Origin of the sequence: Streptomyces sp. NRRL S-455 (genome assembly GCF_000717875.1) — a bacterium.
Taxonomy (GTDB): Bacteria; Actinomycetota; Actinomycetes; order Streptomycetales; family Streptomycetaceae; genus Streptomyces.
In genome coordinates this window covers 1-24,372 of sequence record NZ_JOCT01000026.1, presented here as the reverse complement: position 1 = coordinate 24,372, position 24,372 = coordinate 1, and the positions used below count along the sequence as shown (strand labels likewise).

23 protein-coding genes and 3 pseudogenes are annotated in these 24,372 nt (G+C 72.6%); 11 read left to right on the top strand and 15 right to left on the bottom strand.

Annotation, left to right across the window (positions count from 1 at the left end):
- Nucleotides 1-302: 302 nt before the first annotated feature.
- The 4 genes from IE97_RS0129840 to IE97_RS0129825 all read right to left on the bottom strand — a co-directional run bounded on the left by IE97_RS0129840 (nt 303) and on the right by IE97_RS0129825 (nt 4,672).
- Nucleotides 303-1,289 (bottom strand): M56 family metallopeptidase, encoded by a 987-nt coding sequence (locus tag IE97_RS0129840; RefSeq protein WP_234331872.1) that lies wholly within the window; start codon nt 1,287-1,289, stop codon nt 303-305.
- The gene (locus IE97_RS0129835) at nt 1,286-1,678 is read right to left on the bottom strand and encodes a BlaI/MecI/CopY family transcriptional regulator (RefSeq protein WP_030247252.1); all 393 of its coding nucleotides are present in this window, start codon (nt 1,676-1,678) and stop codon (nt 1,286-1,288) included. The genes IE97_RS0129840 and IE97_RS0129835 overlap by 4 nt, the downstream gene beginning before the upstream one ends.
- A 352-nt stretch (nt 1,679-2,030) precedes the next feature.
- A complete protein-coding gene (locus IE97_RS0129830) occupies nt 2,031-4,307 on the bottom strand; it encodes a heavy metal translocating P-type ATPase (RefSeq protein WP_030247249.1) in 2,277 nt (758 codons plus the stop codon).
- A gap of 92 nt (nt 4,308-4,399) precedes the next feature.
- Nucleotides 4,400-4,672, bottom strand: coding sequence for a heavy-metal-associated domain-containing protein (locus IE97_RS0129825; protein WP_030247247.1), 273 nt, complete (start codon nt 4,670-4,672; stop codon nt 4,400-4,402).
- Nucleotides 4,673-4,844: 172 nt separating this feature from the next.
- Between IE97_RS0129825 and IE97_RS0129820 the strand changes: the two genes are divergently transcribed.
- Nucleotides 4,845-5,834, top strand: coding sequence for a hypothetical protein (locus IE97_RS0129820; protein ID WP_030247244.1), 990 nt, complete (start codon nt 4,845-4,847; stop codon nt 5,832-5,834).
- A gap of 204 nt (nt 5,835-6,038) precedes the next feature.
- The gene (locus tag IE97_RS0129815) at nt 6,039-7,406 is read left to right on the top strand and encodes an APC family permease (protein WP_030247242.1); all 1,368 of its coding nucleotides are present in this window, start codon (nt 6,039-6,041) and stop codon (nt 7,404-7,406) included.
- An 85-nt stretch (nt 7,407-7,491) separates the two neighbouring features.
- On the opposite strand, the gene IE97_RS0129810 is transcribed toward IE97_RS0129815, so the two are convergent.
- Nucleotides 7,492-7,941: a hypothetical protein gene (locus IE97_RS0129810; protein WP_030247240.1), complete on the bottom strand. Its 450-nt coding sequence runs from the start codon at nt 7,939-7,941 to the stop codon at nt 7,492-7,494.
- A 370-nt stretch (nt 7,942-8,311) separates the two neighbouring features.
- Here IE97_RS0129810 and IE97_RS0129805 point away from each other — a divergent pair, with 370 nt between their 5' ends.
- The 5 genes from IE97_RS0129805 to IE97_RS0129785 all read left to right on the top strand — a co-directional run bounded on the left by IE97_RS0129805 (nt 8,312) and on the right by IE97_RS0129785 (nt 13,126).
- The gene (locus tag IE97_RS0129805; protein ID WP_030247239.1) at nt 8,312-9,232 is read left to right on the top strand and encodes an SCO2400 family protein; all 921 of its coding nucleotides are present in this window, start codon (nt 8,312-8,314) and stop codon (nt 9,230-9,232) included.
- A 66-nt stretch (nt 9,233-9,298) separates the two neighbouring features.
- Nucleotides 9,299-10,039, top strand: a complete 741-nt coding sequence (locus IE97_RS0129800) for a class I SAM-dependent methyltransferase (RefSeq protein ID WP_030247236.1) — start codon at nt 9,299-9,301, stop codon at nt 10,037-10,039.
- Between the two features lie 88 nt (nt 10,040-10,127).
- The gene (locus IE97_RS0129795; protein ID WP_030247232.1) at nt 10,128-10,931 is read left to right on the top strand and encodes a hypothetical protein; all 804 of its coding nucleotides are present in this window, start codon (nt 10,128-10,130) and stop codon (nt 10,929-10,931) included.
- Nucleotides 10,928-12,484, top strand: a complete 1,557-nt coding sequence (locus IE97_RS0129790; protein ID WP_030247230.1) for a serine/threonine-protein kinase — start codon at nt 10,928-10,930, stop codon at nt 12,482-12,484. The genes IE97_RS0129795 and IE97_RS0129790 overlap by 4 nt, the downstream gene beginning before the upstream one ends.
- A 192-nt stretch (nt 12,485-12,676) precedes the next feature.
- On the top strand, nt 12,677-13,126 hold the full coding sequence (locus IE97_RS0129785) for a hypothetical protein (RefSeq protein WP_030247226.1): 450 nt from the start codon (nt 12,677-12,679) through the stop codon (nt 13,124-13,126).
- 111 nt (nt 13,127-13,237) lie between these two features.
- Here the strand turns inward: IE97_RS0129785 and IE97_RS0129780 are convergent, their stop codons facing one another.
- Both IE97_RS0129780 and IE97_RS0129775 read right to left on the bottom strand, forming a co-directional pair.
- Entirely contained in the window at nt 13,238-13,615 is a 378-nt protein-coding gene (locus tag IE97_RS0129780; protein WP_030247223.1) for a hypothetical protein, read from the bottom strand.
- A gap of 50 nt (nt 13,616-13,665) precedes the next feature.
- Nucleotides 13,666-14,040, bottom strand: a complete 375-nt coding sequence (locus IE97_RS0129775) for an SH3 domain-containing protein (RefSeq protein WP_030247221.1) — start codon at nt 14,038-14,040, stop codon at nt 13,666-13,668.
- A 258-nt stretch (nt 14,041-14,298) separates the two neighbouring features.
- Here IE97_RS0129775 and IE97_RS0129770 point away from each other — a divergent pair, with 258 nt between their 5' ends.
- A complete protein-coding gene (locus IE97_RS0129770; protein ID WP_030247220.1) occupies nt 14,299-14,727 on the top strand; it encodes a VOC family protein in 429 nt (142 codons plus the stop codon).
- Nucleotides 14,728-14,848: 121 nt separating this feature from the next.
- Here IE97_RS0129770 and IE97_RS0129765 read toward each other — a convergent pair whose 3' ends face one another.
- From IE97_RS0129765 to IE97_RS40880, 5 genes and pseudogenes are all read right to left on the bottom strand, one after another.
- On the bottom strand, nt 14,849-16,114 hold the full coding sequence (locus IE97_RS0129765) for an MFS transporter (RefSeq protein ID WP_037844989.1): 1,266 nt from the start codon (nt 16,112-16,114) through the stop codon (nt 14,849-14,851).
- 161 nt (nt 16,115-16,275) lie between these two features.
- The gene (locus IE97_RS0129760; protein ID WP_030247215.1) at nt 16,276-16,728 is read right to left on the bottom strand and encodes a YbhB/YbcL family Raf kinase inhibitor-like protein; all 453 of its coding nucleotides are present in this window, start codon (nt 16,726-16,728) and stop codon (nt 16,276-16,278) included.
- 96 nt (nt 16,729-16,824) lie between these two features.
- Nucleotides 16,825-17,931, bottom strand: a complete 1,107-nt coding sequence (locus IE97_RS0129755) for a CapA family protein (RefSeq protein WP_030247212.1) — start codon at nt 17,929-17,931, stop codon at nt 16,825-16,827.
- 39 nt (nt 17,932-17,970) lie between these two features.
- Nucleotides 17,971-18,426, bottom strand: a complete 456-nt coding sequence (locus IE97_RS0129750; RefSeq protein ID WP_030247209.1) for an archease — start codon at nt 18,424-18,426, stop codon at nt 17,971-17,973.
- Between the two features lie 58 nt (nt 18,427-18,484).
- A pseudogene (locus IE97_RS40880) lies at nt 18,485-18,768 on the bottom strand (DJ-1/PfpI family protein); the annotation flags it as partial.
- An 88-nt stretch (nt 18,769-18,856) separates the two neighbouring features.
- Here IE97_RS40880 and IE97_RS0129745 point away from each other — a divergent pair.
- Together IE97_RS0129745 and IE97_RS0129740 are read left to right on the top strand one after the other, a co-directional pair.
- Nucleotides 18,857-19,513 (top strand): dienelactone hydrolase family protein, encoded by a 657-nt coding sequence (locus IE97_RS0129745; protein ID WP_030247207.1) that lies wholly within the window; start codon nt 18,857-18,859, stop codon nt 19,511-19,513.
- A gap of 222 nt (nt 19,514-19,735) precedes the next feature.
- The gene (locus IE97_RS0129740) at nt 19,736-20,380 is read left to right on the top strand and encodes a phosphoribosyltransferase (protein WP_030247204.1); all 645 of its coding nucleotides are present in this window, start codon (nt 19,736-19,738) and stop codon (nt 20,378-20,380) included.
- Nucleotides 20,381-20,428: 48 nt separating this feature from the next.
- Here the strand turns inward: IE97_RS0129740 and IE97_RS0129735 are convergent, their stop codons facing one another.
- The 3 genes and pseudogenes from IE97_RS0129735 to IE97_RS40875 form a co-directional block, all read right to left on the bottom strand.
- Nucleotides 20,429-21,619, bottom strand: a complete 1,191-nt coding sequence (locus tag IE97_RS0129735) for a CaiB/BaiF CoA transferase family protein (RefSeq protein WP_030247202.1) — start codon at nt 21,617-21,619, stop codon at nt 20,429-20,431.
- Between the two features lie 128 nt (nt 21,620-21,747).
- Nucleotides 21,748-22,122: pseudogene (locus tag IE97_RS39425) on the bottom strand (helix-turn-helix domain-containing protein); the annotation flags it as partial.
- A gap of 44 nt (nt 22,123-22,166) precedes the next feature.
- Nucleotides 22,167-22,841, bottom strand: a pseudogene (locus IE97_RS40875) (alpha/beta hydrolase fold domain-containing protein); the annotation flags it as partial.
- Nucleotides 22,842-23,018: 177 nt separating this feature from the next.
- On the opposite strand from IE97_RS40875, the gene IE97_RS0129725 reads away from it, so the two are divergent.
- Nucleotides 23,019-24,372, top strand: a 1,354-nt coding sequence (locus IE97_RS0129725) for a serine/threonine-protein kinase (protein WP_030247198.1), incomplete at its 3' end; no start/stop codon positions are given.

Here is a 24,372-nt window from a genome sequence, read left to right as displayed (position 1 = left end):
ACGCCCCTCGTGCCCGCAGTCTCCGGTAGAGGGCGAGGGCCAGATCAGTGGATTGAGTTCCCGTTCTGCCACTGCCGTAGACCACTGCGAAGCGCCCCCTCGTGATTCTTCGATATGCCCCGACCGCACCTCGGGAACTCCGAGTTACCTTAGTAGTGTGACGGGCGTCACTTGGTGGGGTGTCATACCAGGAGGACGCTGTGAGCCCACTCGTCGAGCCACTGCTGGGCCCCAGCAGGGCCCAGCCACAGTTGCTCCTCGGTGCGGGGGGCGAGTCGGGGAAAGCGCGTCTACGTATTCGGTCAGTCGATCGTGATACCCGGAACGGAACAACAAGCCAGGACGAGCGGAGTCAGGGCTGCCGCTGCGGTAAGTGCCACAAACACTGTGCGCAAGGGCGGAGAGCACGCGGTGTGCGGCGTGAGGATGCGGCGCATGCGCAGCACCGCCGACGGTCCGCCCGCCGCGAAGGCTGCGTGGGGCGCCTGACCGGAGGCCACCGCGTACAGGGCGGTGGCGAGTGCTTCTCGTGAACACCGGCGCAACGCCCGGTCGTCGGCTGCCATCTCGAGCAACAGCGGTACCTCGGTGCGGGCGAGCCGGGTCAAGGGCAGTCCACGGAAAACGGCGGCGAGGGCCCCGGCCGCGGCCACCAGCAGATGGTGGCGCCCGGCGATGTGCGCCCGCTCGTGTTCCAGCACCGCTGTCACTTGCTGCCCGGTAAGGACCCGAAGGGCCCCCGAACTGACCACGACTTGAGGTGCGCGGCCCGGCAGGCAGTACACGGCCGGGGTGTCATGCTCCAGCACCGTGGCACCCAACCCGGGTCGTGTGCGGCCGACGAGGCGCAGTACTTGCGCGTGACGTACCCGCAGACGCCTCGCGCTCAGGAGTTCACATACGAGGGCGACAGCGAAAACCGCGGGCACGGCGGTCGCCGCCAACAGGGCCGCCCCTACGCGGGTGTCCATGCCTGCCGAGCCGTCCGGGAGGAGAGGCCCGCAATCCGCGCCGCCGGAGACGACGCAGGCCTCGGTGAAGCGGGACAGGCGGTGGCTGCCTGCTGTGGGAAGCAGGAGTTGCAGGGCCGTCAGGGACACGGAGGCGATGAGGGTCAGCCCGAGCAGGGCCCACACCGTGAGAGCCAGACGGGGTGCTCGGTGCGCCCAGCGGCTGCGGGCAAGGGCCCTCGGCAGCAGCACCCCGGCCATCAGGGCGATGGTCAGGGGCGGCAGCACATGATGGGCGGGAACGAGGAACCTGCCTGAGTAACCGAGGAGTTCGGTCACGAGGGTGCTCCGGGCTCCTCGGCGCCGCCGGGAGTGCGGCCCGTCGCGCGCAGTGCGGCAGCCAGGGCGGATACGTCCTCCGGCGACATGTGCTCCACGAATCGCTGCAGCGCGGCCTGGCGGTCCTCGGTGTTGCCGAGCGCGTCCTGCATGAGGGCGGCGGTGTATTCCTCACGGCTGCGCTCGGGTTCGTACAGCCAGGCGCGCCCGGTCTTCTCGCGGCGCAGCAGGCCCTTGCGGTGGAGGATGTCCGCGACCGTCATCACCGTCGTGTAGGCGACGGGACGTATGTGATTGATGTCGTCGACGATCTCCCGAACCGTCGCGGGCCGGCCCCAGCGCCAGAGCCGGTCCATGATTTCGGCTTCCAGGTCACCCAGCCGTCGCACCCTTCCCCCTCTTCTTCCCCGCCACCGAGGTGCCTTACATCGTATGGCACCCCTCTGCTCCGGAGGATGGTCACACAGGCGTCACGCATACGGGTGGGGGGTATGTTGCCTTCATGTTCTCACTCAGCAGGGAAATCGCCGTGTGCCTGCGCCTCAGCCTCAAGCTGAGCACCGGCTGCCCCGCGGGCAAAGGGGCCTGAGCAGCTCCGGGCCCGGGCGGTGGAACCGCCCGGGCCCGGGACCTGGAGGTCACGCCCGTACGAGCCGGGCGATTGCCCTGGACGCCTCGTTGACCTTGGTTCTGGCCTGCTCTCCGGCCACGGCGGCCTCCTTCCTGTCCTGGTCGGCCGCTTCAGCGGTCGGCGGGCTGGAAGCCGCGCAGCCGCAGGCTGTTGCCGACCACGAAGACCGAGGAGAAGGCCATGGCCGCTCCGGCGATCATCGGGTTGAGCAGACCGGCGGCCGCGAGCGGCAGCGCGGCGACGTTGTAGGCGAAGGCCCAGAAGAGGTTGGACTTGATGGTGCCCAGCGTCTTGCGGGACAGGCGGATGGCGTCCGCCGCGGCCCTCAGGTCGCCCCGCACGAGCGTCAGGTCGCCCGCCTCGATCGCGGCGTCCGTACCCGTTCCCATCGCCAGGCCCAGGTCGGCCTGAGCCAGTGCGGCCGCGTCGTTGACACCGTCTCCGACCATCGCGACCGAACGGCCCTCGCCCTGCAGGCGCTTGACGACATCGACCTTGTCCTGCGGCATGACCTCGGCGATCACGTGCTCGGGCGCGATGCCCACCTCCGCGGCGACCGCCTCGGCGACCGCCTTGTTGTCACCCGTCAGCAGGATCGGGGTCAGGCCGAGCCCGCGCAGCCGCTCGATGGCCTCCGGGCTGGTCTCCTTGATGGCATCGGCGACCTCCAGCACCGCGCGGGCCTCGCCGTCCCAGGCGACCGCGATGGCGGTACGCCCGGCCGCCTCGGCCTCGGCCTTGGCACGCCGCAGCTCCTCCGGCAGGGACATGGCCCACTCGTCCAGCAGCTTCTCGCGGCCGACCAGGACCGCGTGGCCCTCGACGATGCCCTGGACGCCGAGGCCGGCGATGTTCGCGAAGTCCTCCGGAGCGGGCAGCGTGCTGCCGACCCGGGCGGCGGCTCCGGAGGCGACGGCCTGGGCGATGGGGTGCTCGGAGGAGTGCTCCAGGGCGCCCGCCAGGCGCAGGACCTCGTCCTCGTCCGTGTGGTCGACCGTGTGCACGGCGAGCAGGGTCATCTTGCCGGTGGTGACGGTGCCGGTCTTGTCCAGCACGATGGTGTCGACCTTGCGCGTCGTCTCCAGGACCTCGGGGCCCTTGATGAGGATGCCGAGCTGGGCGCCGCGCCCGGTGCCGACCAAGAGGGCGGTCGGGGTGGCCAGGCCCAGGGCGCAGGGGCAGGCGATGATCAGGACGGCGACCGCGGCGGTGAAGGCGGCGGTCAGTCCGGCGCCGTTGCCGAGCCAGAAGCCCAGGGTGCCGAGCGCCAGGGCGATCACGACCGGCACGAAGACCGCGGAGATCTTGTCGGCGAGCCGCTGGGCGGCGGCCTTGCCGTTCTGCGCGTCCTCCACCAGCTTGGCCATGCGGGCGAGTTGGGTGTCGGCGCCGACCCGGGTGGCCTCGACGACCAGGCGGCCGCCGGCGTTCAGCGTGGCCCCGGTGACGGCGTCCCCGGTGCCGACCTCGACCGGCACCGACTCGCCGGTGAGCATGGAGGCGTCCACGGCGGACGACCCTTCGACGACCACACCGTCGGTGGCGATCTTCTCACCGGGGCGTACGAGGAACCGGTCGCCGACCTTCAGCTCGCCGACGGGAATGAGCTCTTCCCTGCCGCCACGCACGACCGTGACTTCCTTGGCGCCGAGCTCCAGAAGTGCCTTGAGCGCCGCCCCCGCCTTCCGCTTGGAGCGCGCCTCGAAATAGCGCCCGGCCAGGATGAAGGCGGTCACACCCGCCGCGGCCTCGAGGTAGATGTTCCCGGCGCCGTCGGTGCGGGCGATGGTGAGCTCGAAGGGGTGCGTCATGCCGGGCGTGCCCGCCGTGCCGAAGAACAGCGCCCACAGAGACCACAGGAACGCCGCCGAGGTGCCGACGGAGATCAGCGTGTCCATCGTGGCGGCACCGTGCCTGGCGTTCGTCCAGGCGGCCTTGTGGAACGGCCAGGCGGCATACGTCACCACGGGTGCCGCCAACGTCAGCGACAGCCACTGCCAGTACTCGAACTGCAGCGCCGGGACCATGGCCATCGCGATCACGGGGACGGCGAGCGCCACGGCGGCGGTCAGCCGCTGGCGCAGCGGCCGCAGCTCGTCGCTCTCTTCCTGGGCCGGGCCCTCACCGGACGCCGAGTCGTCGGAGCGGGCGGTCTCGGGCCGTGGCTCCCGCGCGGTGTAGCCGGTGGCCTCGACCGTCGCGATCAGGTCCGAGACGGTCACGTCCTCGCGGAAGGTGACCTTCGCCTTCTCGGTGGCGTAGTTGACGGTGGCCTCGACGCCTTCGAGGCGGTTGAGCTTCTTCTCGATCCGGGCGGCGCACGAGGCGCAGGTCATGCCGCCGATGGCGAGTTCGACCTCGGCGGCGCCGGGCGTGGTGGTGGTCATGTCTGCTCCTCGGAGCTCACGAACGCGAAGTGCGAAAGAAGACAGGGAGGACGGGGACCGCCGAGTTTCGCGGCCCCCGCCCGGTTCGTTGGTCAGGCGGCCACGCGGCCGGCGAAGTGGTAACCGGCCTCGTCGACGGTCTTGGCGATCAGCGCGTCGAGCGCCTCGTCGGGCTCGGCGGCGGTCGTCACCGTGACCAGGCCGGTGCCGATCCCGACCTCGACCGCGGTGACCTCGTCCAGACCGCCCACCGCCTTGGCGACGACGCCCTGGCAGTGGGCACTGCCGACGCCTTCGACCTTGTAGGTGGTCTTGGACTCCGCCGGGGTGTGGCAGCTTCCGTCGGTGGTGCAGCAGTTCGACACGGGTCCTCCGTACGTAGGGGTCATACCCCTAGGGGGTATCTGCGACGGCTCCATGTATACCCCCCTCCCGTATTTAGTGGCAAGTCTCGACCCGACTTGACTTGGTACCCCCTGGGGGTATGTTGAGGATGTCGGCCGCACGCAGGAGCGGTCAGGAGATGAGGAGTTGTCGATGAACACCGGACTGCGGATCACCGTCTTCGCCGCCGCGCTCGCCGCGACCTTCGGTGCCGCCTACGGCGTGGGCGGCGCAGTCAGCCCGATCTCGCCCGAGCCGAAGAGTGCCACGCACAGTGGTTCCGAAGGCCACGCGGCCGCGGGGCACAAGGGAAAGACGGCCGGGCATCGCGAAGCGAATGGCGGCGGTCACGAAACGGAACCGCCGGGCGGCCTCGAGATCTCCAGGAGCGGCTACACGCTCGACCTGAAGACCCCGCGTATCGAGGCCGGCAAGAAGACCGACCTGCGCTTCGCCGTGGTTCAGGACCGGACCGGGCGCAAGGTCACCGCGTACCAGCGCGAACACGGCAAGGATCTGCACCTGATCGTCGCCTCACGTGACCTGACCGTCTACCGTCACCTGCACCCGACCCGGGCCGCGGACCGCACCTGGTCGACGCCCGTGAAGCTGCCCGAGGCCGGCGGCTACCGCGTCTTCGCCGACTTCAAGCCGAAGGGCGGCGAAGCGCTCACCCTCGGTGCCGACCTCGCGGCATCCGGGCGGTACGAGCCCGGCGAGCTGCCCGAGCACAACACCACGGCGAAGGTCGACGGCTACGAGGTGAAGCTGCGAGGCGCGCTGACCCCCGGCAAGGCCGGCGAACTCACCCTGACGGTGGCAAGGGACGGCAAGCCGGTCCGGAACCTCCAGCCCTACCTGGGCGCGTACGGCCACCTGGTTGCCCTGCGCTCCGGTGACCTCGCCTACCTGCACGTCCACCCCAACGGGGAGCCCGGCGACGGCAGGACCAAGCCCGGTCCGGAGGTCTCCTTCACGGCGACGGCGCCCAGCGCCGGCGCGTACCGCCTGTTCCTGGACTTCCAGCACGAGGGCAAGGTCCGTACCGCCGCCTTCACCGTGCATGCGGGCGGCGCGGTGGACGAGGCCGAGAAGTCCTCGCAGACCAGGCCTGCCGAGGGAGAGGCCGGACACGCGCACTGAGCCGCGAGGCCCGCACCTGACTCCGAGATGCGGGCCGCAGACGATGCGGCGGCCCAACCGAGCGGGGGGCACTTCGCTCATGGGCCGGACGAGAACCTCGGTGCAGCGCGTGGCGCCGGTCAGGACGAGCCGAGGCATCATCACCGCGTCCGCCGGGCAAGGGAGACGTACTTTCATCACTGCCGAACGTCTCAGGGAGCCTTCGTGTCCAAGACCGACAGGGACGCGGCCGCCGCGCCGCGGGGAGGGGACGACGACACCCCGCTGCGGCGCGCCATCGGGCCCAGACTGCTCATCCTTTTCGTGATCGGCGACATCCTCGGCACCGGCATCTACGCCACCACCGGTCAGGTCGCCGGCAAGGTCGGCGGAGCACTGTGGCTGCCGTTCGTCATCGGATTCGTCGTGGCCGTCCTGACGGCCGCCTCGTACGTCGAACTCGTCGGCAAGTACCCGAAGGCGGCCGGAGCCGCGCTCTACACGCAGAAGGCGTTCCAGGTCCCCTTCCTCACCTTCATCATCGCCTTCATGGTCATGTGCTCGGGCCTCTCCTCGGCGAGCGCGGCGGCCCGCGCCTTCAGCGGGGACTACCTGTCGGAGTTCACGGACTTCTTCCCGCCCACCCTCATCGCGATCCTGTTCATCCTCGCCCTGGCGGCGCTGAACCTGCGTGGCGTGTCGGAGTCCGTGAAGACCAACGTGGTCCTCACCCTGGTCGAGCTGACCGGTCTGCTGGTCATTCTCACGATCGGGGCCTGGGCCGTCCTGACCGGCGACGGTGAACCTTCACGGCTCGGCGAGTTCCAGGCGGAGGGCACCGGCTTCGCGCTGTTCACCAGCGTGCTGGGGGCGACGGCACTCGGCTTCTTCGCCTTCGTGGGGTTCGAGGACTCCGTCAACATGGCCGAGGAGACCAAGGACCCGGTGCGGACGTTCCCGCGCGCCATCTTCATCGGTGTGGCCGTCACCGGCACCCTCTACGTCCTGGTCGCCCTGGTCTCCTCGCTGCTCGTCGACTACCGCGTGCTGGAGGAGTCCAGCGGCCCGCTGCTGGAGGTCGTCAAGGCCGGCGGGCTCGACTTCCCGCCCAAGCTCTTCGCCCTGATCGCGCTGTTCGCGGTCACCAACTCGGCACTGATCAACATCATGATGGCGTCCCGCCTGTGCTACGGCATGGCGAACGAACGCATCCTGCCCCCTGCCCTGGGCCGTGTCCTGCCCCGGCGCCGCACCCCGGTCGTCGGCATCGTCTTCGTCTCGCTCCTCGCCATCGGACTGGTCTCCACCGGGGAGATCGAGGGCCTCGGGGACACCACGTCCTTCCTGCTCCTGTGTGTCTTCGCCGTCGTCAACATCACCGTCCTCGTGCTGCGTCGCGACCGCGTCGCACACAAGCACTTCCGTACGCCCACCGCTCTGCCGGTCATCGGCGCGGTCACCGCCCTGATCCTGGCCAGCCCGCTGTCCGACCGGCCGGCGGACGTCTACATCCGGGCGGGCGTGCTGCTGGCCGTCGGAATCGGGCTGTGGGCGCTCAACAAGACGGTGATGAAGGTGCGCGGAGAGGCGTGAACGGCACCGGGCCACCGCCTTCCCGCACGGCGGCGGGAAGGTGATGGCCCGGCAGGAGGGTGTTCCAGGGTGATTCAGAGGTGGGTCAGCGGGTGAACGTGACCCGGTGTTCCTTCAGGGCACCGCAGTTGGAGCCGTACACCTGCACGTGCGTGCCGGCGATGCTGCCGCCCCAGTCCACGCAGTGGCCCTTGCCGTAGACGTACGTGGGACCGGCGTACGACGAGTACAGCCCCTCGTCGTAGTCGTGCCCCTCGGTGTCCGGGACGTAGATCCAGGCGGACACGTTCACCGCGTTGCCCGGGTTGTTGCGGATGGTCGCGACGCAGTTGTGGCCGCTGGAGGCGTTGTAGGTCAGATAGACCGTCCCCAGCGAGCCGACGGCCGCCGAGTTGACCGTCTTGTAGCCACTTCCGCAGACCTTCTGCGGGGTGGTGTTGGGCGCGGCGGAAGCGGGCGACGCCAGGGCGGTCATGGTCCCCAGCGACAGGGCCGCCGTGGCCGACGCGGCCAGGACGGAACGGGTGAATCTCATATTTCCCCCTTGCAACTCTTCGAGGTGGTTGCTCCTGCATGGTGTGACCCGCCGGACGCCCAAAGGGTTGTGCGTCAGCTCGCGGACATATCAAGGGAGTTGGCGGCTCTCCCCGTGCCCGTCGAGGTCTCCTGGGGCCGCCGCCGAGGCGGTGGGCGGAGGGTGCCCGAGCATGCCCACGCCCCGCCGCTTCTACTCGCGAGTCACTCAGGGCGCACGCGACATCCAGAGGATCTGCTCAGGGGTGTCACACGGACTGCACATCCCCCTTCCAAAGTCTCGTTAGCGTTACGGCTCGATCCCACGTACGGACGTCACCAGGCCGCGTCCGGCGAGCCAGCCGAACAGTCAGATCGGGAAGACCACACACATGGACTACTGCTCCTCGTGCCGTCGGCACCTCAACGGCGCCTTGGTCTGCCCGGGGTGCGGCGCCTACGCCCCGGACATAGACCCTTCCGCCGACCCCGGTGCGCGGCGCGACCACAGCGCGTCGCGGGGCGACAACGTGTGGGACGACCGGAGCGTGTGGGAGGAAACCCACACCGGCACGCGGGAACTGCATCTCGCGTACACCGGGTCGGCCGTCGGCTCCGCGGCCCCCGCCACGGACGCGTCGGGCGACTCCGAGCACACGGACACCGGCGAGGCCACGACGGACGGCTACGCGGCCCCGCAGCAGGGGCGCGCCGCGCGGCGGCGTCAGATGGCCCGCTGGAAGAAGAACCAGCGCCGGGCCGTCGTCGCGACCGCCTTCGCGCTCGTCGGGGGCGGACTGACCGTCGCGGGCATGAACGGGAACGCCACGAACACGAAGCAGTCGGCCACGGCGCCGGGCGACACGGCCATGGGCGGCACCGAAGGCCAGGCTCCGACGTACACCGAACCGACGTCGACCCGGCGCGACGCCCCGCGTTCCTCGCCCGCCACCGCGCCGGACACCGGCTCCGCCTCGCAGCGCGAGCGGTCGCGGGCCGCCGCGCCCCGCACCACACCGGCGGACACACGGACCGACTCGGGCTCCGCGCCCCGTGCCCTGCCGAAGACGACACAGCCGAAGACCACCGTCCCGGACACCGCCGACTCCGTCACCGGCAGCACCGGCGAGTCCACGTCGACGGCGACCGAGCGGACGACACCACCCGCCGCCGACAGCGGCAACGACAGCCAGCAGTCATCGGACTCCGCGCCGCCCCCGCCCGCCGCGAGCCCCACTCCTGCCGAGACGCCTCCCGCCAACGGGACCTCGAACTCGAAGGAACTGTGCCTGCTCGTCGTCTGCCTCGGCTGAGAGGTGCCAGGGCGGCCGCCGAAAACCGGTGGCCGCCCCACGCCGCCGCTTCGTACCGTCGGCCGCATGGCTGATGAGTGCTTCCGGCATCCGAGGCTCGCCGCGGTCTACGACCCGCTCGACCCCGAGCGCGTCGACCTCGACCCGTACCTGCGGATGGCGCAGGAGTTCGGGGCGAGCCGGGTGCTCGACCTCGGATGCGGGACAGGGGTGTTCGCGCTGCTGCTGGCCGAACGCGGCTTCGATGTCGTCGGTGTCGATCCCGCCCGGGCGTCCCTGGACGTGGCCCGGGGCAAGCCGGGCAGCGAGCGGGTCCGGTGGATCCACGGCGATGCGACGACCCTGCCGCCGGCCGAGGGCGCGGACCTTGTGACCATGACGGGAAACGCCGCCCAGGAGATCGTCGATCCCGAGGAGTGGCGAAGCACCCTGCGAACAGTCCGCGAGGCACTGCGGCCCGGCGGACGCCTGGTGTTCGAGACCAGGAACCCTGCCCGTCGCGCCTGGGAGGAGTGGAACCGCGAGACCACGCATGCCGCGGCGGACGTCCCCGGCGTCGGAACGGTCGAGTACTGGATCGATCTCCTCGACGTGAGCCGACCGCTGGTGACGTTCCGTCAGACCTATGTGTTCGCCTCGGACGGGGAGGTGCTGACGTCGGAGTCGACCCTGCGGTTCCGCGAGCGGCCGGAAGTCGAGGCCGAACTGCTCGCGCAGGGCTATGTGGTGGACGACGTGCGCGAGGCACCCGACCGGCCGGGCCGGGAGTTCGTGTTCGTCGCGCGGCGTGCGAGAACAGTGGCCTGACACCGGCCCTGCCGCCTCCGCGGCAAGCGGAATCCGCCCGTACAATCCTCGCGACCAAATCGGGGGCGTCGGCAGCGGGGGAGTCCGCGTGGAAACGATTATCGTTCAGTTGCCCGGACCCGCACCGTGGGGTGTGGTCGAGACGGGCAGGCCCGAACTGATCCATCTGGGGCCCGGGGACATCGCCGACTTCGGCCGCGGCACGTCCGGCGACGCGCAGGTGCGCATCCTCCTCACCGACCCGGGAGTCTCACGCCGCGCCGGGCAACTGGAAGCGGCCGGGGACTACTGGCGGCTGTCCAACTTCAGCCGCAGCGTGTCGTACGTGGTGGAGAACCTGGAGGGAGCCGGTGAGTACCTCACCGTCGCCCCCGGGCGGCTCGGCGCGCCCGTTCCGTTCGAGTTCTCGCGCGTCGTGCTCCCCGCCCTGTCCGGCACCGCCACGTTCAAGGTGTTCGCACCCCAGCACGCCTACCTCGGCGAGCAGGCCGCGCCGGGCGGCGGCGAGCAGACCGTGCACCCCTTCGCCCTGGACCCGACGTCGAAGTACTTCCTCGTCCTGGTGGCCCTGTGCGAACCCCGGCTCCGGGACCCCTCCGACTCGGCGCTGCCCGGCGCCGGACAGATCGCGGAACGGCTGCGGCAGCTGGAGACCTGCCGGGACCTGACCCGCTCGGCGGTCAACTACCACATCGACTACCTCGCCTTCGCGAAACTGCGCCTGGACCTGGGCGAGGAGACCGCGACCGGTACCGACGGCGGCCGCACCGGCGCCAAGCGCACCCGGCTCGCCTCCGTCGCCCTGCGCTTCGGCCTGGTACGCGAGGAGCACCTCAGCCTGCTGCCGCCGCGTGGCGCGGGCCGCCTCGCCCCGCAGGGGGCCGGCGCATGACCGGATCCGGCGGAGGCGACGACCTGGAGACACCCGGACCGCCCCGCCTCCCGGAGGGGTTCCGCATCGACGGCTGGGAGGTGGGCGCGGTCATCGGCTCCGGCGGCTGGGGGACGGTGTACGAGGCCCGCGGGTGCGAGGACGGCGCGCCCGTGGCGGTGAAGGTGCTCCCGACCGGTGCTCTGGGCCCCGGGCAGCGTGCCGCGCTCGGGGAACTCGTGGCGCGCGAGGTCCGGTTCAGCGCGGAGGCCGACCACCCGCACCTCGTCCGGACCCACGCCGTGCGCACCGTGGAGGCACCGGAGCTGCCCACGCTGGACGGCGCCATCGCGCTGGTGATGGACCGTGCCGAGGCCAGCCTGAAGGACGTACTGGACGACGCCGCGGCCGGCCGGCCGATCGACGGCGCCGACCGGATCCTGCGCGGAGTCGCCGCCGGACTCGCCCACATGCACGCCGCCGGCTGGGTGCACGGCGACCTCAAACCCGCCAACGTCCTGCTGGGCCCGGGCAGGCAGGTGCGGCTGGCGGACTTCGGGCTGGCCGCCGAACTCGACGGCACCCACGCCCATCTGCCGCCGCTCGGCACCCTGGACCACCTGCCGCCCGAGTGGTGGTCGCAGCGCACCGGCACCCGGGGCGCCGTGGTCCGGCCCACCGCCGACATCTGGGCCTTCGGCGTCCTCGCCCACCAGGTCCTCACCGGCGGACTGCATCCCTTCCCGGGCGCGACGGCGCGGGCCCGTTCGCTCGCCGCCCAGGCCTACGCCCGCGGCACCGCGCCCCTCCGGCTCGACGCGGGCCTCGACGACGGCCCGCGCCGGCTGATCGCCGACTGCCTGGCACCGGACCACACCACCCGCCTCCCGCACACCGCCCGCGATGTGGCGGCCCGGCTCGAGGAACTCACCGGCGGTCCGCGCCGCCGCCGTCGACGCCTGCTGCCGGCCGCGGCGGCAGCAGGCATCGCCGCCCTGACCGCCGCCGCACTCGCCGGGGCGGCACTCCTCGGCGGAGTCGTCGACACCCGGGACGACGACCGCGACCGCGGCGCCCCCGCCGCCGTCACCGGCGCGCACACCCCGGCACCCGGGGAGATCCCCGAGGACTCCGACGTACCCGAGGCACTGCGCCCCGTCATCACCCGCGCCGCCCACCGCTGCACCGACGAGGAGATCACCCCCGCCCTGCTCGCCGCGCTGCTCAAGGCGGAGAGCGGCTTCGACGCGGACGCCGCCCGCCCCGAGAGCGAGGAGTACGGCATCGCCATGTGGACACCCTCGGTGTTCCGGGCCTGGGCGGTGGACGGGGACGGCGACGGCGACAAGGACCACATGTCGCCGCCGGACGCGATCGCCACCATGAGCCTGTACGTGTGCTGGCTCGACCAGCGCTTCAAGCAGGCGGGACTGCCGAAGAAGGATCTGCCCGCGCTGGTCGCGGCCGGCTACCGCACCAGCGACCGCGCCGTCATCGAGGAGGGCGGCGTCCCCGCACGGGTACGGCCGCACGTGGACAAGGTGCTGCGCTACCTCGCCGCGTACGAAAACTGACCCCCGGTGTGCGCGAGGGGTGGGCCGGCAGGGTCGCGAGCGGTGGCGCCGCGCAGGAGCACGCGCATGGTCGCGCGCCCCCTCTGTGGGGCGCTCGACCCTGATAAGTGTCAGGTGTCGCCGACGCGGTGACGGCTCCTACGGTCGGCACAGCACGACCAGAACACCCGCCGACCACATGAAAGAGGACTCATGAGCCGCCGATCGCTCAGGACACTGCTGGCCGCCGGGGGCGCCGCCGCGGTGATGGCGCTCCTCCCCACCTCCGCCCAGGCCGCGCCGCACTCGGGCGGCAACTACGGGGCCTACGGCATGGAGGGGCAGTACCCCACCACCTCCTTCTGCTCGGGCACGTTCCGGCAGATCGGGGCCACCCAGTACGCCCAGGGAATGGCCCTGAAGTACTTCTACTCCGACAAGTGCGGCTCGTTCGCCCGGATCGAGAACTCCCGGGCCAACTGCGCCGCCGTGCTGCAACGCTCCAACAGCGGCGTGGGACGCGTCGACGGCTGGGTCTCCGAGACCGTCGACCCGGGCCTCACCTACGCCTACACGCAGATGGGCAACAACCTCAACGGCCGTGTCTCGCGCGCCGTGCTCTCGTGCGACGGCCACGACCTGGCGGTGACCGGCTGGTACTGAGCCGCACGCGCGCGACCACGGCCCGATGGGCCGCTGAGTCCGACCACCAGAAGCCCGCGGCGGGTCACCGGAGGACCGGTGACCCGCCGCGGGGAGTGTGGCAGGGGTGCGTCAGCAGTCCCGGACGCCGGCGATCTTCTCGCCACCCCGGATGTACAGGTTGTTCACCCAGGCGATGTCGCTGCCGGCGAACTCCTGGACAGCGGTCCACCAGCTGTTGCTGCCGACGGCCGGGTCGTGCACCATCTGGCCCTGTGTCTGGCACACGGCGTCCGCCCACCACTGCGAACGGACCGCGAGACGAGGCGAGTCGGTGGTCGGCTGCTGGCGCAGATTGACGTCGGTGGCCCAGACGTAGACGTCGGTCAGGGTCGGGTCACCGTGGTTGGCCGGGGCCGCCGGAGCGGCCTGGGCGGTGGTCGCCAGGCCGCCGACGGCGAGCGCGGCCACGGCCAGGCCCATGGCGGTACGGCTGATCAGTCGCTGCATGTCTGTCCCCCGTAGGACGTTGGTGTGGATGGCCGGTGTCGTGCCGTGGGTCAGCAGCTCGCCGAGGCGGGCAGGTCGCCGTACTCGTCGCCCTTGAGGTAGACGGCGCTGACGTAGCCCTCGGCGAGCTTGACCCAGACGTTGTTGGTGATGCCGTAGTCCCTGACGGTCTCGCCGCGCTCCCAGCAGTAGGCGCCGCGCGGCTGGCCCGCCGGCACGGTGCCGACCGTGGGGAAGGCACGGGCCGGTCCGGAGCGGACGTTGACGGTCTCGTACGGCACGACCGCGTACGGCGCGGCCATGACGCGGGCGGTGCCCTGCCCGCCGGCGGAGGACGCGGCGGCGGTCCCCGCGGTGAGCGGGCCGAGCAGAGCGAGCGCCCCGGCGCCGACGAGCGCGGCCCTGGCGAAGATGCGAGTGGTCATGTCGAGTTCCCCCTGAACGGTGTGGCCGACGCTCAGAACTGTAGGGAGACCCGGGTCGACGCGGTCCTGACAATTGTCAGGGTCGTCCGGAACGGCGGGGGCGGTGGGCGGGGCCGGCGGACGCGCCATGACACGGCCGAAAACCGCTCGACGGCCACGGCCGCCCCTGTCTACCATCCACGGCGCGGCATCGCGTGTCGGTCACCGGCCGGGTGAGGCATGGAGGCGCCGCGAAGATGCCCGTGGAGGCATTCAACCGTGTCTGTCGAGTTCAATCACACCATCGTCCTGTCCCGTGACCGGGAGAAGTCCGCTCACTTCCTCGCGGAGATCCTGGGACTGGAGGTCGGGGCACCGACCGGGGTGTTCCTGCCCGTGACGACCGCCAACGGCGTCACCCTGGACTTCCTCACCATCGACGCCGACATTCCCATGCAGCACTACGCGTTCCTCGTCTCCGAGGACGAGTTCGACGAGGCCCTCGCACGTCTCGTCGCGGCCCGCGTCCCGATCCAGGCCGACCCGCACGGCAACCACCCGCGCCGGATCAACCGCCACGACGGAGGCCGGGGCGTCTACTTCCTCGACCCGGCCGGCCACGGCCTGGAGATCATCACCCGCCCGTACGGCACCGACCCGTCCTCCCCGCTGAACGGCGTCACGGAGGACGTGCCCGGAGCGGTCTGAGCCGACCACCGGCCGGGGACGGGAGCAAGGCCGTCCCCGGCCGAACGGCCAGCCGGCGGACGACAGTTGTCAGTGGCCGCAGACGACACCGGCGACCTGACGGATCCGGCCCTCGGCCCGGTCAGCCACCGTCCGTCCTCAGCCCCACGGGAGCCGGCTCCGGGCCGGTGTCCGGCGTGCGGTCAAGGCGGGGGAGCAGGAGCGGGGTGGTGAGGAGAAGAGCACCGGCGAGCGCGATGGCCGTGCGCGGGCCGGTCAGGCCGGCCAGCACGCCCCACAGGGCGGTCACCGCCGCGGTGGTGACCTTGCCGGTGGCCGACCAGGCCGCCAGGGTGCGGGTGACCCGGTCCGCGGGCGTCCGCTCGAGCCGGTACGTCGCGAACACCGGGTTGAACACGCCGCAGCAGGCGATCAGCCCGAACTCGACCACCATGACCAGCACCAGCCCGGCCGTGCCGGGGCCGACGAAGGCCGGCCCGCAGGACCAGCACGCCCGCAGCACCCCCGAGACGAGCAGCACCCGGTGCCGGCCGAACCGTGTGACGAGCCGTGGGGCCAGCCGTGCGCCGAGCAGGCCACCGGTGCAGGGAACCGCGAAGGCGAGGGCGTACTGCCAGGGCTCGAACCGCAGTTGGCCGACCATCAGCACCAGGAGCGGCGGCGCGGCCGCCATGATCAGGGCGTTGTTCAGGACCGTGTTGAAGAACAGCGGGCGCAGCCCCGGATCGGCCAGGATGTGACGCCACCCGTCGAGCAGGTCGCCGCGCCCGGGCCGGGCCTCCGCGGGAACAGCACGTGAAGGGCGCTTGTCATGGCCCCCGATCGCCCGGACTCCGAACGCCGAGAGCAGATAGCTCACCGCGTCCGCCACCACGGTCGTCACCGGACCGAACAGCCCGATCGCCGCCCCGCCCAGCGGCGGCCCCACCATGCTGGCCGTCCAGTTCGTCGCCTCGAACCGCCCGTTCGCGAGAAGCAGGTCCCGCCCTGGCACCAGGCCCTTCAGGAACGCCCCGGCCGCGGCGTTGAAGGTGATGTCCGCCGCCGCGACCACGATCGACACCAGCAGCAACTGACCGAAGCACAGCCGGCCCAGGACGTACGCCACGGGGATGCTCAGCAGCACCGCGCAGCGGACCAGGTCCGCAGCGATCATCACCGGGCGTTTGCGGCGGACCTCCACCCACGGTCCGAGCGGCACCGACACCACCGCGCCGACCGCCGGCCCGACCGCCGCCAGCAGCGACACCTGCGCCGGCCCGGCGTCCAGCACCAGCACCGCGATCAGCGCGAACGCGTCGAAAGCGAGCCACGTGCCGGCCGTGCTGACCGCGTACGCGCCCCACAACCACCCGAACCGCCGCCCCAACGACCGTCTGCCCACCACGCCCCGCGCACACTCCCAGCTCACGCGGACAACCCGCTGCCGACCGGGAGTCATCCAAGCGAGAACCGGGCCGTTCGGGCAAACAACCGTCCGTCCGCCGAGCCACAACCATCCGTTGTGGCACGGCGCCACGGGCCGGTACCGGTCGGCCCGTCACTGTGTCAGCGCTGGTACAGCCCCACCAGCGTCCCGTCCGCGAGGCGGCGCTTCTCGACCTCCGCGTGCACCTGGTTCGCATCCGGCGCGTCGGGCAGGACGCACGGTTCGGACAGGGCGTAGAGGCGGAAGAAGTAGTGGTGCGCGTCATCCCCGGGCGGGGGATGCGGCCCGCCCCAGCCGTGCTGCCCGTAGCCGTTGACGAGCTCCGTGCCGCCGGGTGGGCAGTGCCCGGCCTCGACGCCGTCGCTGTGCGGGTCGATGCCGACCACGACCCAGTGCGCGAAGGTGCCCGACGGGGCGTCGGGGTCCTCGCAGAGCAGGACCAGTTCGGCCGCGTCGTCCGGTACGCCGCTCCAGGTCAGCGGCGGAGAGACGTTCGGTCCCTCGTACGCGTACCGGCGCGCGATGAAGGAGTGGTCGTTGAACGCGTTGCTGCGCAGTTCGATGCCGGTCATGTGCCCCGGTGTACCCCTGCGGGACCCGGACATGCGGTCCGGGCCCGATCACCTCGGGTACCCGTGATCCCTCCGGAGCGCACAAGCCCGTCCGGTTCATCCGCCCGCCAGCGCCAGCGAACCGTCGGCCTCCAGCCTCACCCGCACGCCGCGGCTGATCCCGTCGAGCGTCGTACGCAGCCACACACGGTCCGCCCGGGACGCCGGCTCCAGGCGCAGCCGCCGCGCCCGCAGCGGCACCATGCGCAGCCCCGCCAGCCGGCCGCCGCCGGCGTCCAGGGAGACGAGGTACGCCAGCCGCAGGTCGTCGCGGTACTCCTCGTAACCGGGGATGCCCTCGTAGTCGTCGACGAAGTCGCCGCAGCCGTACAGGATCAGCCGGTCCCGGTACACCTCCAGCGGGCGGGGATGGTGCGAGGAGTGCCCGTGGACGACGTCGACACCCCCGTCCACGAGCGCGTGCGCGAAGCGGACCTGCTCCCTGGGCACGTGAAACCCCCAGTTCGAGCCCCAGTGCACGGACACGACGGTCAGATCACCGGCCCGTCCGGCCCGCCGGACGTGCCGTACCACCGCTTCGGCCACGCCGCGCGAGAGCTCGGGCACGTACGCCACACCGGGCCGCTCCGCCGTCGCCGCCCACCCGGACGGGATGCCGCTGGAGCGTGCCCCGAGGGCGAGCACCAGCAGCCGGCGGCCACCGGGGAGGGGGACGGGGACGGGCGCGAACGCCTCCTCGGCATTGCGGCCCGCGCCCGCGGTACGCAGGCCCGCCCGCCCCAGCACGTCCAGCGTCTCCAGCAGACCGGCCCGGCCGAAGTCCAGCACGTGGTTGTTGGCGACGACGGTCACGTCCGGCCGCGCCACCGCCAGGGCGGGCAGGTTGGCCGGGTGCATCCGGTAGTGGATCTCCTTGTCGGGTGCGAACGTGCCGCCGCACGTCACCGACGTCTCCAGGTTCACGATCCGCGCGTCCGGCGCGGCCTCGTCCAGCACCCGCAGCGCCGCACCCCACGGCCAGGACGGACCGACGGGCGCCGGCACCGGTCCGTGCAGCGACTCCGACAGCCGGACGTAGGACCGGGCGTCCCCGACGTACGCCTCCCGCAGTGCCGGATCACCGGGGTGCGCCAGGATCTGGTCGACACCGCGCCCGAGCATCACATCACCGCACAGGAACAGCGTCACGACGCCGCCGCCCACACCTCCACGGTAGGACGGCCACGTGGCACCGCCGGAACCTCAGGCGTCGACCCTCACCGCGCACGACCACCCGTACGGATCCGGCCCGATCCGCAGCTCGTCCCACGCCACCGCCGTCGGGACCGCCCCGGTGATCGCGACGTCCGCCAGGGCGGTCGTCGCCAGCCGGACGTCCAGGCCGCCGTCGGCCTCGTCCGCCTCCACGTCCACGGGCACCTGGCCGTACACCTGCAGCCGGAAGATCACCTCGTCCAGCAGCGTGGCGAGCAGGTCGTAGTCGCTGGCCTCGCCCAGCCGGATCCGGTCCACGGCGGTGGGACGGACCCCGGAGAGGTCCGCGAAGCACTCCACCATCCCCAGGACGGCCTCCGCCAGACAGTGCTCCCGGCACGCCGCCCACGCCTCGATCCGGATGTCGCCCGGGCGCGGCACCGTCCGGTGCCCCCAATCGCCCGGCTGCCTTACCTGCCCGCCGTCATCCGTGTCACCGCCCATGAGACATCGACTGCCCGACGCACGCGTACCCATGCGGTGCCGGTCCCCGCCATCCGGGTCAAAGGGGCTCGTCCGCGAGATACGGCGGTGCCGGATCGTACTGGCTGCGGCGGCGCACGGCCCGCGCGTGGTCACGGCCGTGCAGCCGCCCGACGAGCCACAGCGCGCTGTCGATACCGGCCGGAGACGCCCTGGCTGGTGACCAGGCCACCGTCCACGACATACCGGACGTCCCGGACGACCGTCACGTCGCCGCGGGGCCTGGAGGGCGTCCTCGTAACTCCAGTGCGTGGTCACCCGGCGCCCGCATGCCGGGCCGGCGGCGTGCAGTCGGATCGCGCCACGCGGGACGCGGGACGCCCGCCGCGGCGTGGGTAGGCGGACGGAAGAGACGACATGTGACGGGGACCGGGGGAGAGGAGGCCCCACGATGAACTCCCAGACGGTCACCTTGCCCGCCGGTGGCGCCAGGCTCACCGGTGATCTGATCGTGCCGCCCGGCGCCCGGGCGGTCGTGCTGTTCGCGCACGGCAGCGGCAGCTCCCGGCACAGTCCCCGCAACCGCGAGGTCGCCGCCGGTCTGCGCACCGCCGGACTCGGCACCCTGCTGATCGACCTGCTCACCGAGGAGGAGGAACGGCTGGACATGATCACCGCCGAACTCCGCTTCGACATCCCCCTGCTGGGTCGCCGGCTGGTGGCCGCCGTCGACTGGCTTGCCCGGTCGCCCGGCACCCGCCACCTGCCCGTCGTCCTGTTCGGCGCCAGCACCGGCGCGGGCGCGGCCCTGGTCGCCGCCGCCGAGCGGCCGGGCAGAGTGTCGGCGGTCGTCTCCCGCGGCGGCCGGCCCGACCTGGCGGGCGACGCCCTGGAATCCGTCCGGGCCCCGGTGCTGCTGATCGTGGGCGGCCGGGACGAGCAGGTGCTGCGGCTCAACCAGGAGGCGGCCCGGCGGCTGCACGTCCCGCACACCCTCCATGTCGTGCCCGGCGCCACCCACCTGTTCGAGGAGCCGGGCGCGCTCGGCCAGGTCACCGAGGCGGCCCGCCAGTGGTGCCACGAGCAGCTGAGGACCACGGCGGGCTGACGGCGGCCCGAGTCACCCACCCGCGGGTCGATGCGCGACCGGGCACCTGGCGCAGTTGCTCCCCTGCGGCGGAACGGCGTGGGAGCTGCCCGTGGGCACCCCCTCCGGCACCGTTCACGAGCCACGGACGTCCGCGAGGCGCGCATCGACCGGTGGGCAGCGGGTACGCGGGTGCCGGACCGGCCGAGGGCCCTCTCCGTGCGGGAAGCAGAGGTGACCGTCATGCGGTTCCGTGATCGCCGCCAGGCCGGCGGGGAACTGGCCGAGATTCTGCGGACCCGGCAGGCCGAGGGGGCCCTGTCCGACCCTCTCGTCCTCGCCCTGCCACGTGGTGGTGTCGCGGTGGCGCGCGAGGTCGCCCGAGTTCTGGACGCCCCGCTCGACGTGGTCGTGGTACGGAAGATCGGGGCGCCCTTCCAGGAGGAGCTCGGCGTCGGTGCGATGGCCGGGGACGAGGTGCCGCTCCTCGACGAGGACGCCCTGCGGCACCTGGGCATCGGCGAGGCCGCGCTGGCCTCCGTCATCGAACGGGAGCGGGTGGAGCTGCGCCGCCGTGAGCGGCTCTACCGGCAGGGCCGCCCCGCCCCCGACCTGCGGGGACACACCGTGATCGTGGTCGACGACGGACTGGCGACCGGCTCCACCGCCCGGGCCGCCCTGCGGTTCGTACGCCGCCACGAGCCCGCACGGGTGGTGCTGGCCGTGCCGGTGGGCTCCCCGGAGGCGGCCGAGGCGATGCGGGCCGAGGCCGACGAGGTGGTCTGCCTGCACCGGCCCGCCGCCTTCATGGCCGTGGGCCTGTGGTACGAGAACTTCGACCAGCTGACGGACCGGGACGTTCTGGAAGCGCTCCACGCGCGGCTCTGACCCATGCGCGGGAGCAGGCAGGGCAGCGGGCCGGATCCCGCCGGGCGCTCAGACGACGCCGTCCACGCGCAGGGCCGCCACCTCCTCCTCGGTGCGGCCCAGTTCGCCGAGGATCGCCTCGGTGTGCTCGCCCACCGCCGGCACCGGGTCCATGCGCGCCGGCAGCCCCGCGAGGTCGGCCGGCGGGAGCAGCGCCTCCACCGTGGCGCCGGGCACCGCGACCTCGGTCCAGCGGCCCCGGGCAGCCAGCACCGGGTGGTCCAGGAACGCGGCGACGTCGTTGACCCCGGCGCAGGCGATGCCGAGGGCCTCCAGATCCTTGAGGATCTCGTCGGATCCGGAGCGGGCGAAGCGGGCGGCGACGATGGCGTTGAGCTCCTCGCGGTGGGTGACGCGGTCGGAGGCGGTGGCGAAGCGCGGATCGTCGACGAGCTCCGGCCGGCCGAGGAACCCGGTGCACAGGGCCGCCCACTCGCGCTCGTTCTGAATGGAGAACAGCACCTCCTTGCCGTCCGCGGCCGGGTACGTCCCGTACGGGGCGATGGTGGCGTGCTGGGTGCCGATGCGTGGGGGCGGGGTGCCGCCGTGCCGCGTGTAGTAGGCGGGCTGGCCCATCCACTCCGCGAGCGCCTCGAACAGGGATACCTCCACCGGGTGCGCCTCACCGGTGACGGCCCGGGTGTACAGGGCGGTGAGGACGCCGCTGTAGGCGTACATCCCGGCCGCGATGTCGGCGACGGAGATCCCGGTCCGGGCGGTACCCTCCGGGGTCCCCGTCAGGGACACCAGCCCGGTCTGGCACTGTACGAGCAGGTCGTACGCCTTGCGGCCGGCCCAGGGGCCGGTCGTGCCGTACCCGGATATCGTGCACGGGATCAGGCGGGGGCGGCGGTCGGTGAGGGTGGCGACGTCCAGGCCGAGCCGGTCGGCGGCGCCCGGGGCGAGGTTCTGCACGAACACGTCGGCGCTGTCGAGCAACTCGTGCAGGATCTCGCGTCCCCGCGAGTCCTTCAGGTCCAGCGTGAGGGACTCCTTGGAGCGGTTGAGCCACACGAAATAGCTGGAGTGGCCGTGCACGGTCGTGTCGTAACGCCGGGCGAAGTCGCCGCCGCCCGGCCGCTCCACCTTGATCACGCGGGCACCGAGGTCGGCGAGCTGGCGGGTGGCATAGGGCGCGGCCACGGCCTGCTCCAGGCTGACCACCGTGACCCCGGACAGGGGATACCGCTGCACGCTCATGCCTCAAGCTCCTGAACCTCGTACCGACCGGCCCCGCCAGTGTCTCCCAGGGGGACGGCGGCGGCATGGGCCCTTCGGACGCGATCCGGATCACGGGGCACGGCGGCGGGAGCGGGACCGCACGGGCGCTATGGCCGGGCGAGGCGCCGCATGGCCAGGGCCAGCTGCAGCCGCAGCCGGCCCTGCGGGGTGCGCACCGGCCAGCCGAGCAGGTGCTCGGCGTGGGCCAGCCGGTCCTGGAGCGTGGAGTGGTGGACGTTGATCTCCGCGGCGGCCGCCCGCAGGCTCGCCGTCGAGGTGACGGCGTGCAGCGTGGCCGGCAGCCAGGGAGTGGTCGCCGCGGCGGCGTCCAGGGCCCGGACGTCGGGCGGCGGTTCGGCACCCGGTGCGACGAGGGAGGCGAGGAGGGCGATACCGCCCAGCTCGTCGGCGTACACGACCCGCGGCCCGGGGTCCTGCGCGGTGCCCTCGGCGGTGAAACGCAGCGCGGTACGGGCGGCGGCACCGCGGAACTCGCCGGCCGCCGACGCGCCCGGTGCCGGCACCCGCCCAGCAGCCTCCGCAGCCAGTCCAGATGCGCCGCCCGTGCCGACCGGGAGACCGCCGCCTGGGGTGCGAAGCCGTCGAATCCGTGGCAGCCGCCGGGCCAGACGAGCAGTTCGGCCACGCCACCGGCCTGCCAGATGCGCGAGGCGTACGCGACGACCTCGTCGCGGAAGGTCTCCGCGGAGCCGACGTCGAGGAAGGCCGGCGGCAGCCCGGACAGGTCCTCGGCGCGGGCCGGCGCCGCATACGCCGGCACGTCGGGCCCGCCGCGCCGCTCGCCCAGCAGCGCGGTCCAGCCGGTCTCGTTGGCGGTGCGGTCCCACACCCCCAGCCCGGCCATCTGATACGCCGACGGCGTGTCGTTGCGGTCGTCGAGCATCGGGCACAACAGGACCTGCCCGATCGGCTGCGGCCCCTTGCGGTCCCGGGTCAGCAGCGCCAGGGCCGCGCACAGCCCACCGCCCGCGCCGGCCCCCGCGATGACGATCCGCTCGGGGTCGGCTCCGAGCTCGGCGGCGTGGTCGGCCGTCCACAACAGCCCGGCGTACACGTCCTCGATCGGCGCGGGATACGGATGCTCCGGAGCCAGCCGGTGCTCCACCGACACGACGACCGCGTCCAGCGCCTCGGCCCACGCCAAGGGGCCGTCGACGCCGACCCGGTTGTTCCCGATGACGCGTGTACTCCTCCCCGCACACGGCCGACGCGGAGGCGACTGAGTCCGTCCGCGCCAGGTCTGTCACAGTCCGGGCACGCCTCAGGAATGCTTCTGGCCACGCAACCGGAGTGGCCGAAAGATGTGTCTCCGAGCGTGTGGCCGACCGCTGGGGAGCGGCGGCCCTGGGGGGCTGGAATGAACACATGGGCGGTGCCCGGATACACCGAGTCACACGAACTCGGGTCGGGGGCGAGCGGGCGGGTCGTACTCGCCGTGCACCGGGAGACCGGCGTGCCGGTGGCGGTGAAGTACCTCAGCGAGTCCCTGCGGACCCGGCCGGGATTCGTGCACGGCTTCCGGGCGGAGGCCCGGCTCCTCGGCGGGCTGGAGAGCCCGTACGTCGCGGGCCTGTACGAGTACGTGGAGAGCCCGGACGGCGCCGCCATCGTGATGGAGCTGGTCGACGGCGTCTCGCTGCGCACGCTGCTGAGGCGGGAGGGCCCGCTCGATCCCGAGGCCGCGCTCGTCCTCCTCAAGGGATCGCTGCTCGGCCTGGCCGACGCGCACGGCGTCGGCGTCGTACACCGCGACTACAAGCCGGAGAACGTCCTGGTCGGGCCGGACGGATCGTCCAGGCTCGTCGACTTCGGGATCGCGGTGGACGCGGGCACCGACGCGGGTGTCGCGGGGACCCCGTCGTACATGGCCCCGGAACAGTGGACCGGCGCCCCCGCCTCTCCCGCCGCCGACGTGTACGCGGCCACGGCCACCTTCTTCGAGTGCCTGACGGGCCACAAGCCGTACGCGGGGGACAACCTCGCGGAACTCGCGCTGCAGCACGTGGACGCGCCCGTCCCCGCCGAGGAGGCCCCCGAGGCGGTGCGGGAGCTGGTGCGCCGTGGTCTGGCCAAGGATCCGGCGGAACGTCCCGCACCGGCCGAGGCGTTCGTCAGGGAGCTGGAAGCGGCCGCCGGCGCCGCCTACGGCCCCGACTGGGAGGAGCGCGGCCGGGACCGGCTCGCCGCGCTGGTGGCACTGCTGCCGCTGCTGTCGCCCAGGGGCCGCAGCGCCCCCCGGAGCACCACGGACACCGCCCGCACGGTTCTGGGCCGGCGGCCGGGCCGCGGCCGGGCACAGTCGTGGCTGCCGGGCCGGGCCGGACTGCTCGTGTCGGGTACCGCCCTCCTCCTCGGTGCCCTCCTGGCCCATGGATCCGGATTCCCGTACGACCCGGGGGCCGCCGCGCAGCGGACGGCGCGGGCCCTTGCCACCACCAGTGCCCAGCCCGGCGCGGCATCGCCGGCGGCCCCCGCCCCCGCCCCGTCCCCGCCCTCGTCCGCCACACCCACGAACGCAGCCGGCCTGTCGCCGTCGCCCACCCTGTCGCCCGCGGGCCCGGCCCCCTCCGGTGCCGGTGAACCCTCGGCCTCCGCCACCCTGCCCGGCGGTCAGGAGACGACCGCGCCCGGCGGGGCGGCCACTGAGACGACCCCGACGACCGTCGCCCCCACCTCGCCTGCCCCGCCCACCTCGCCCGCCCCGCCCACTG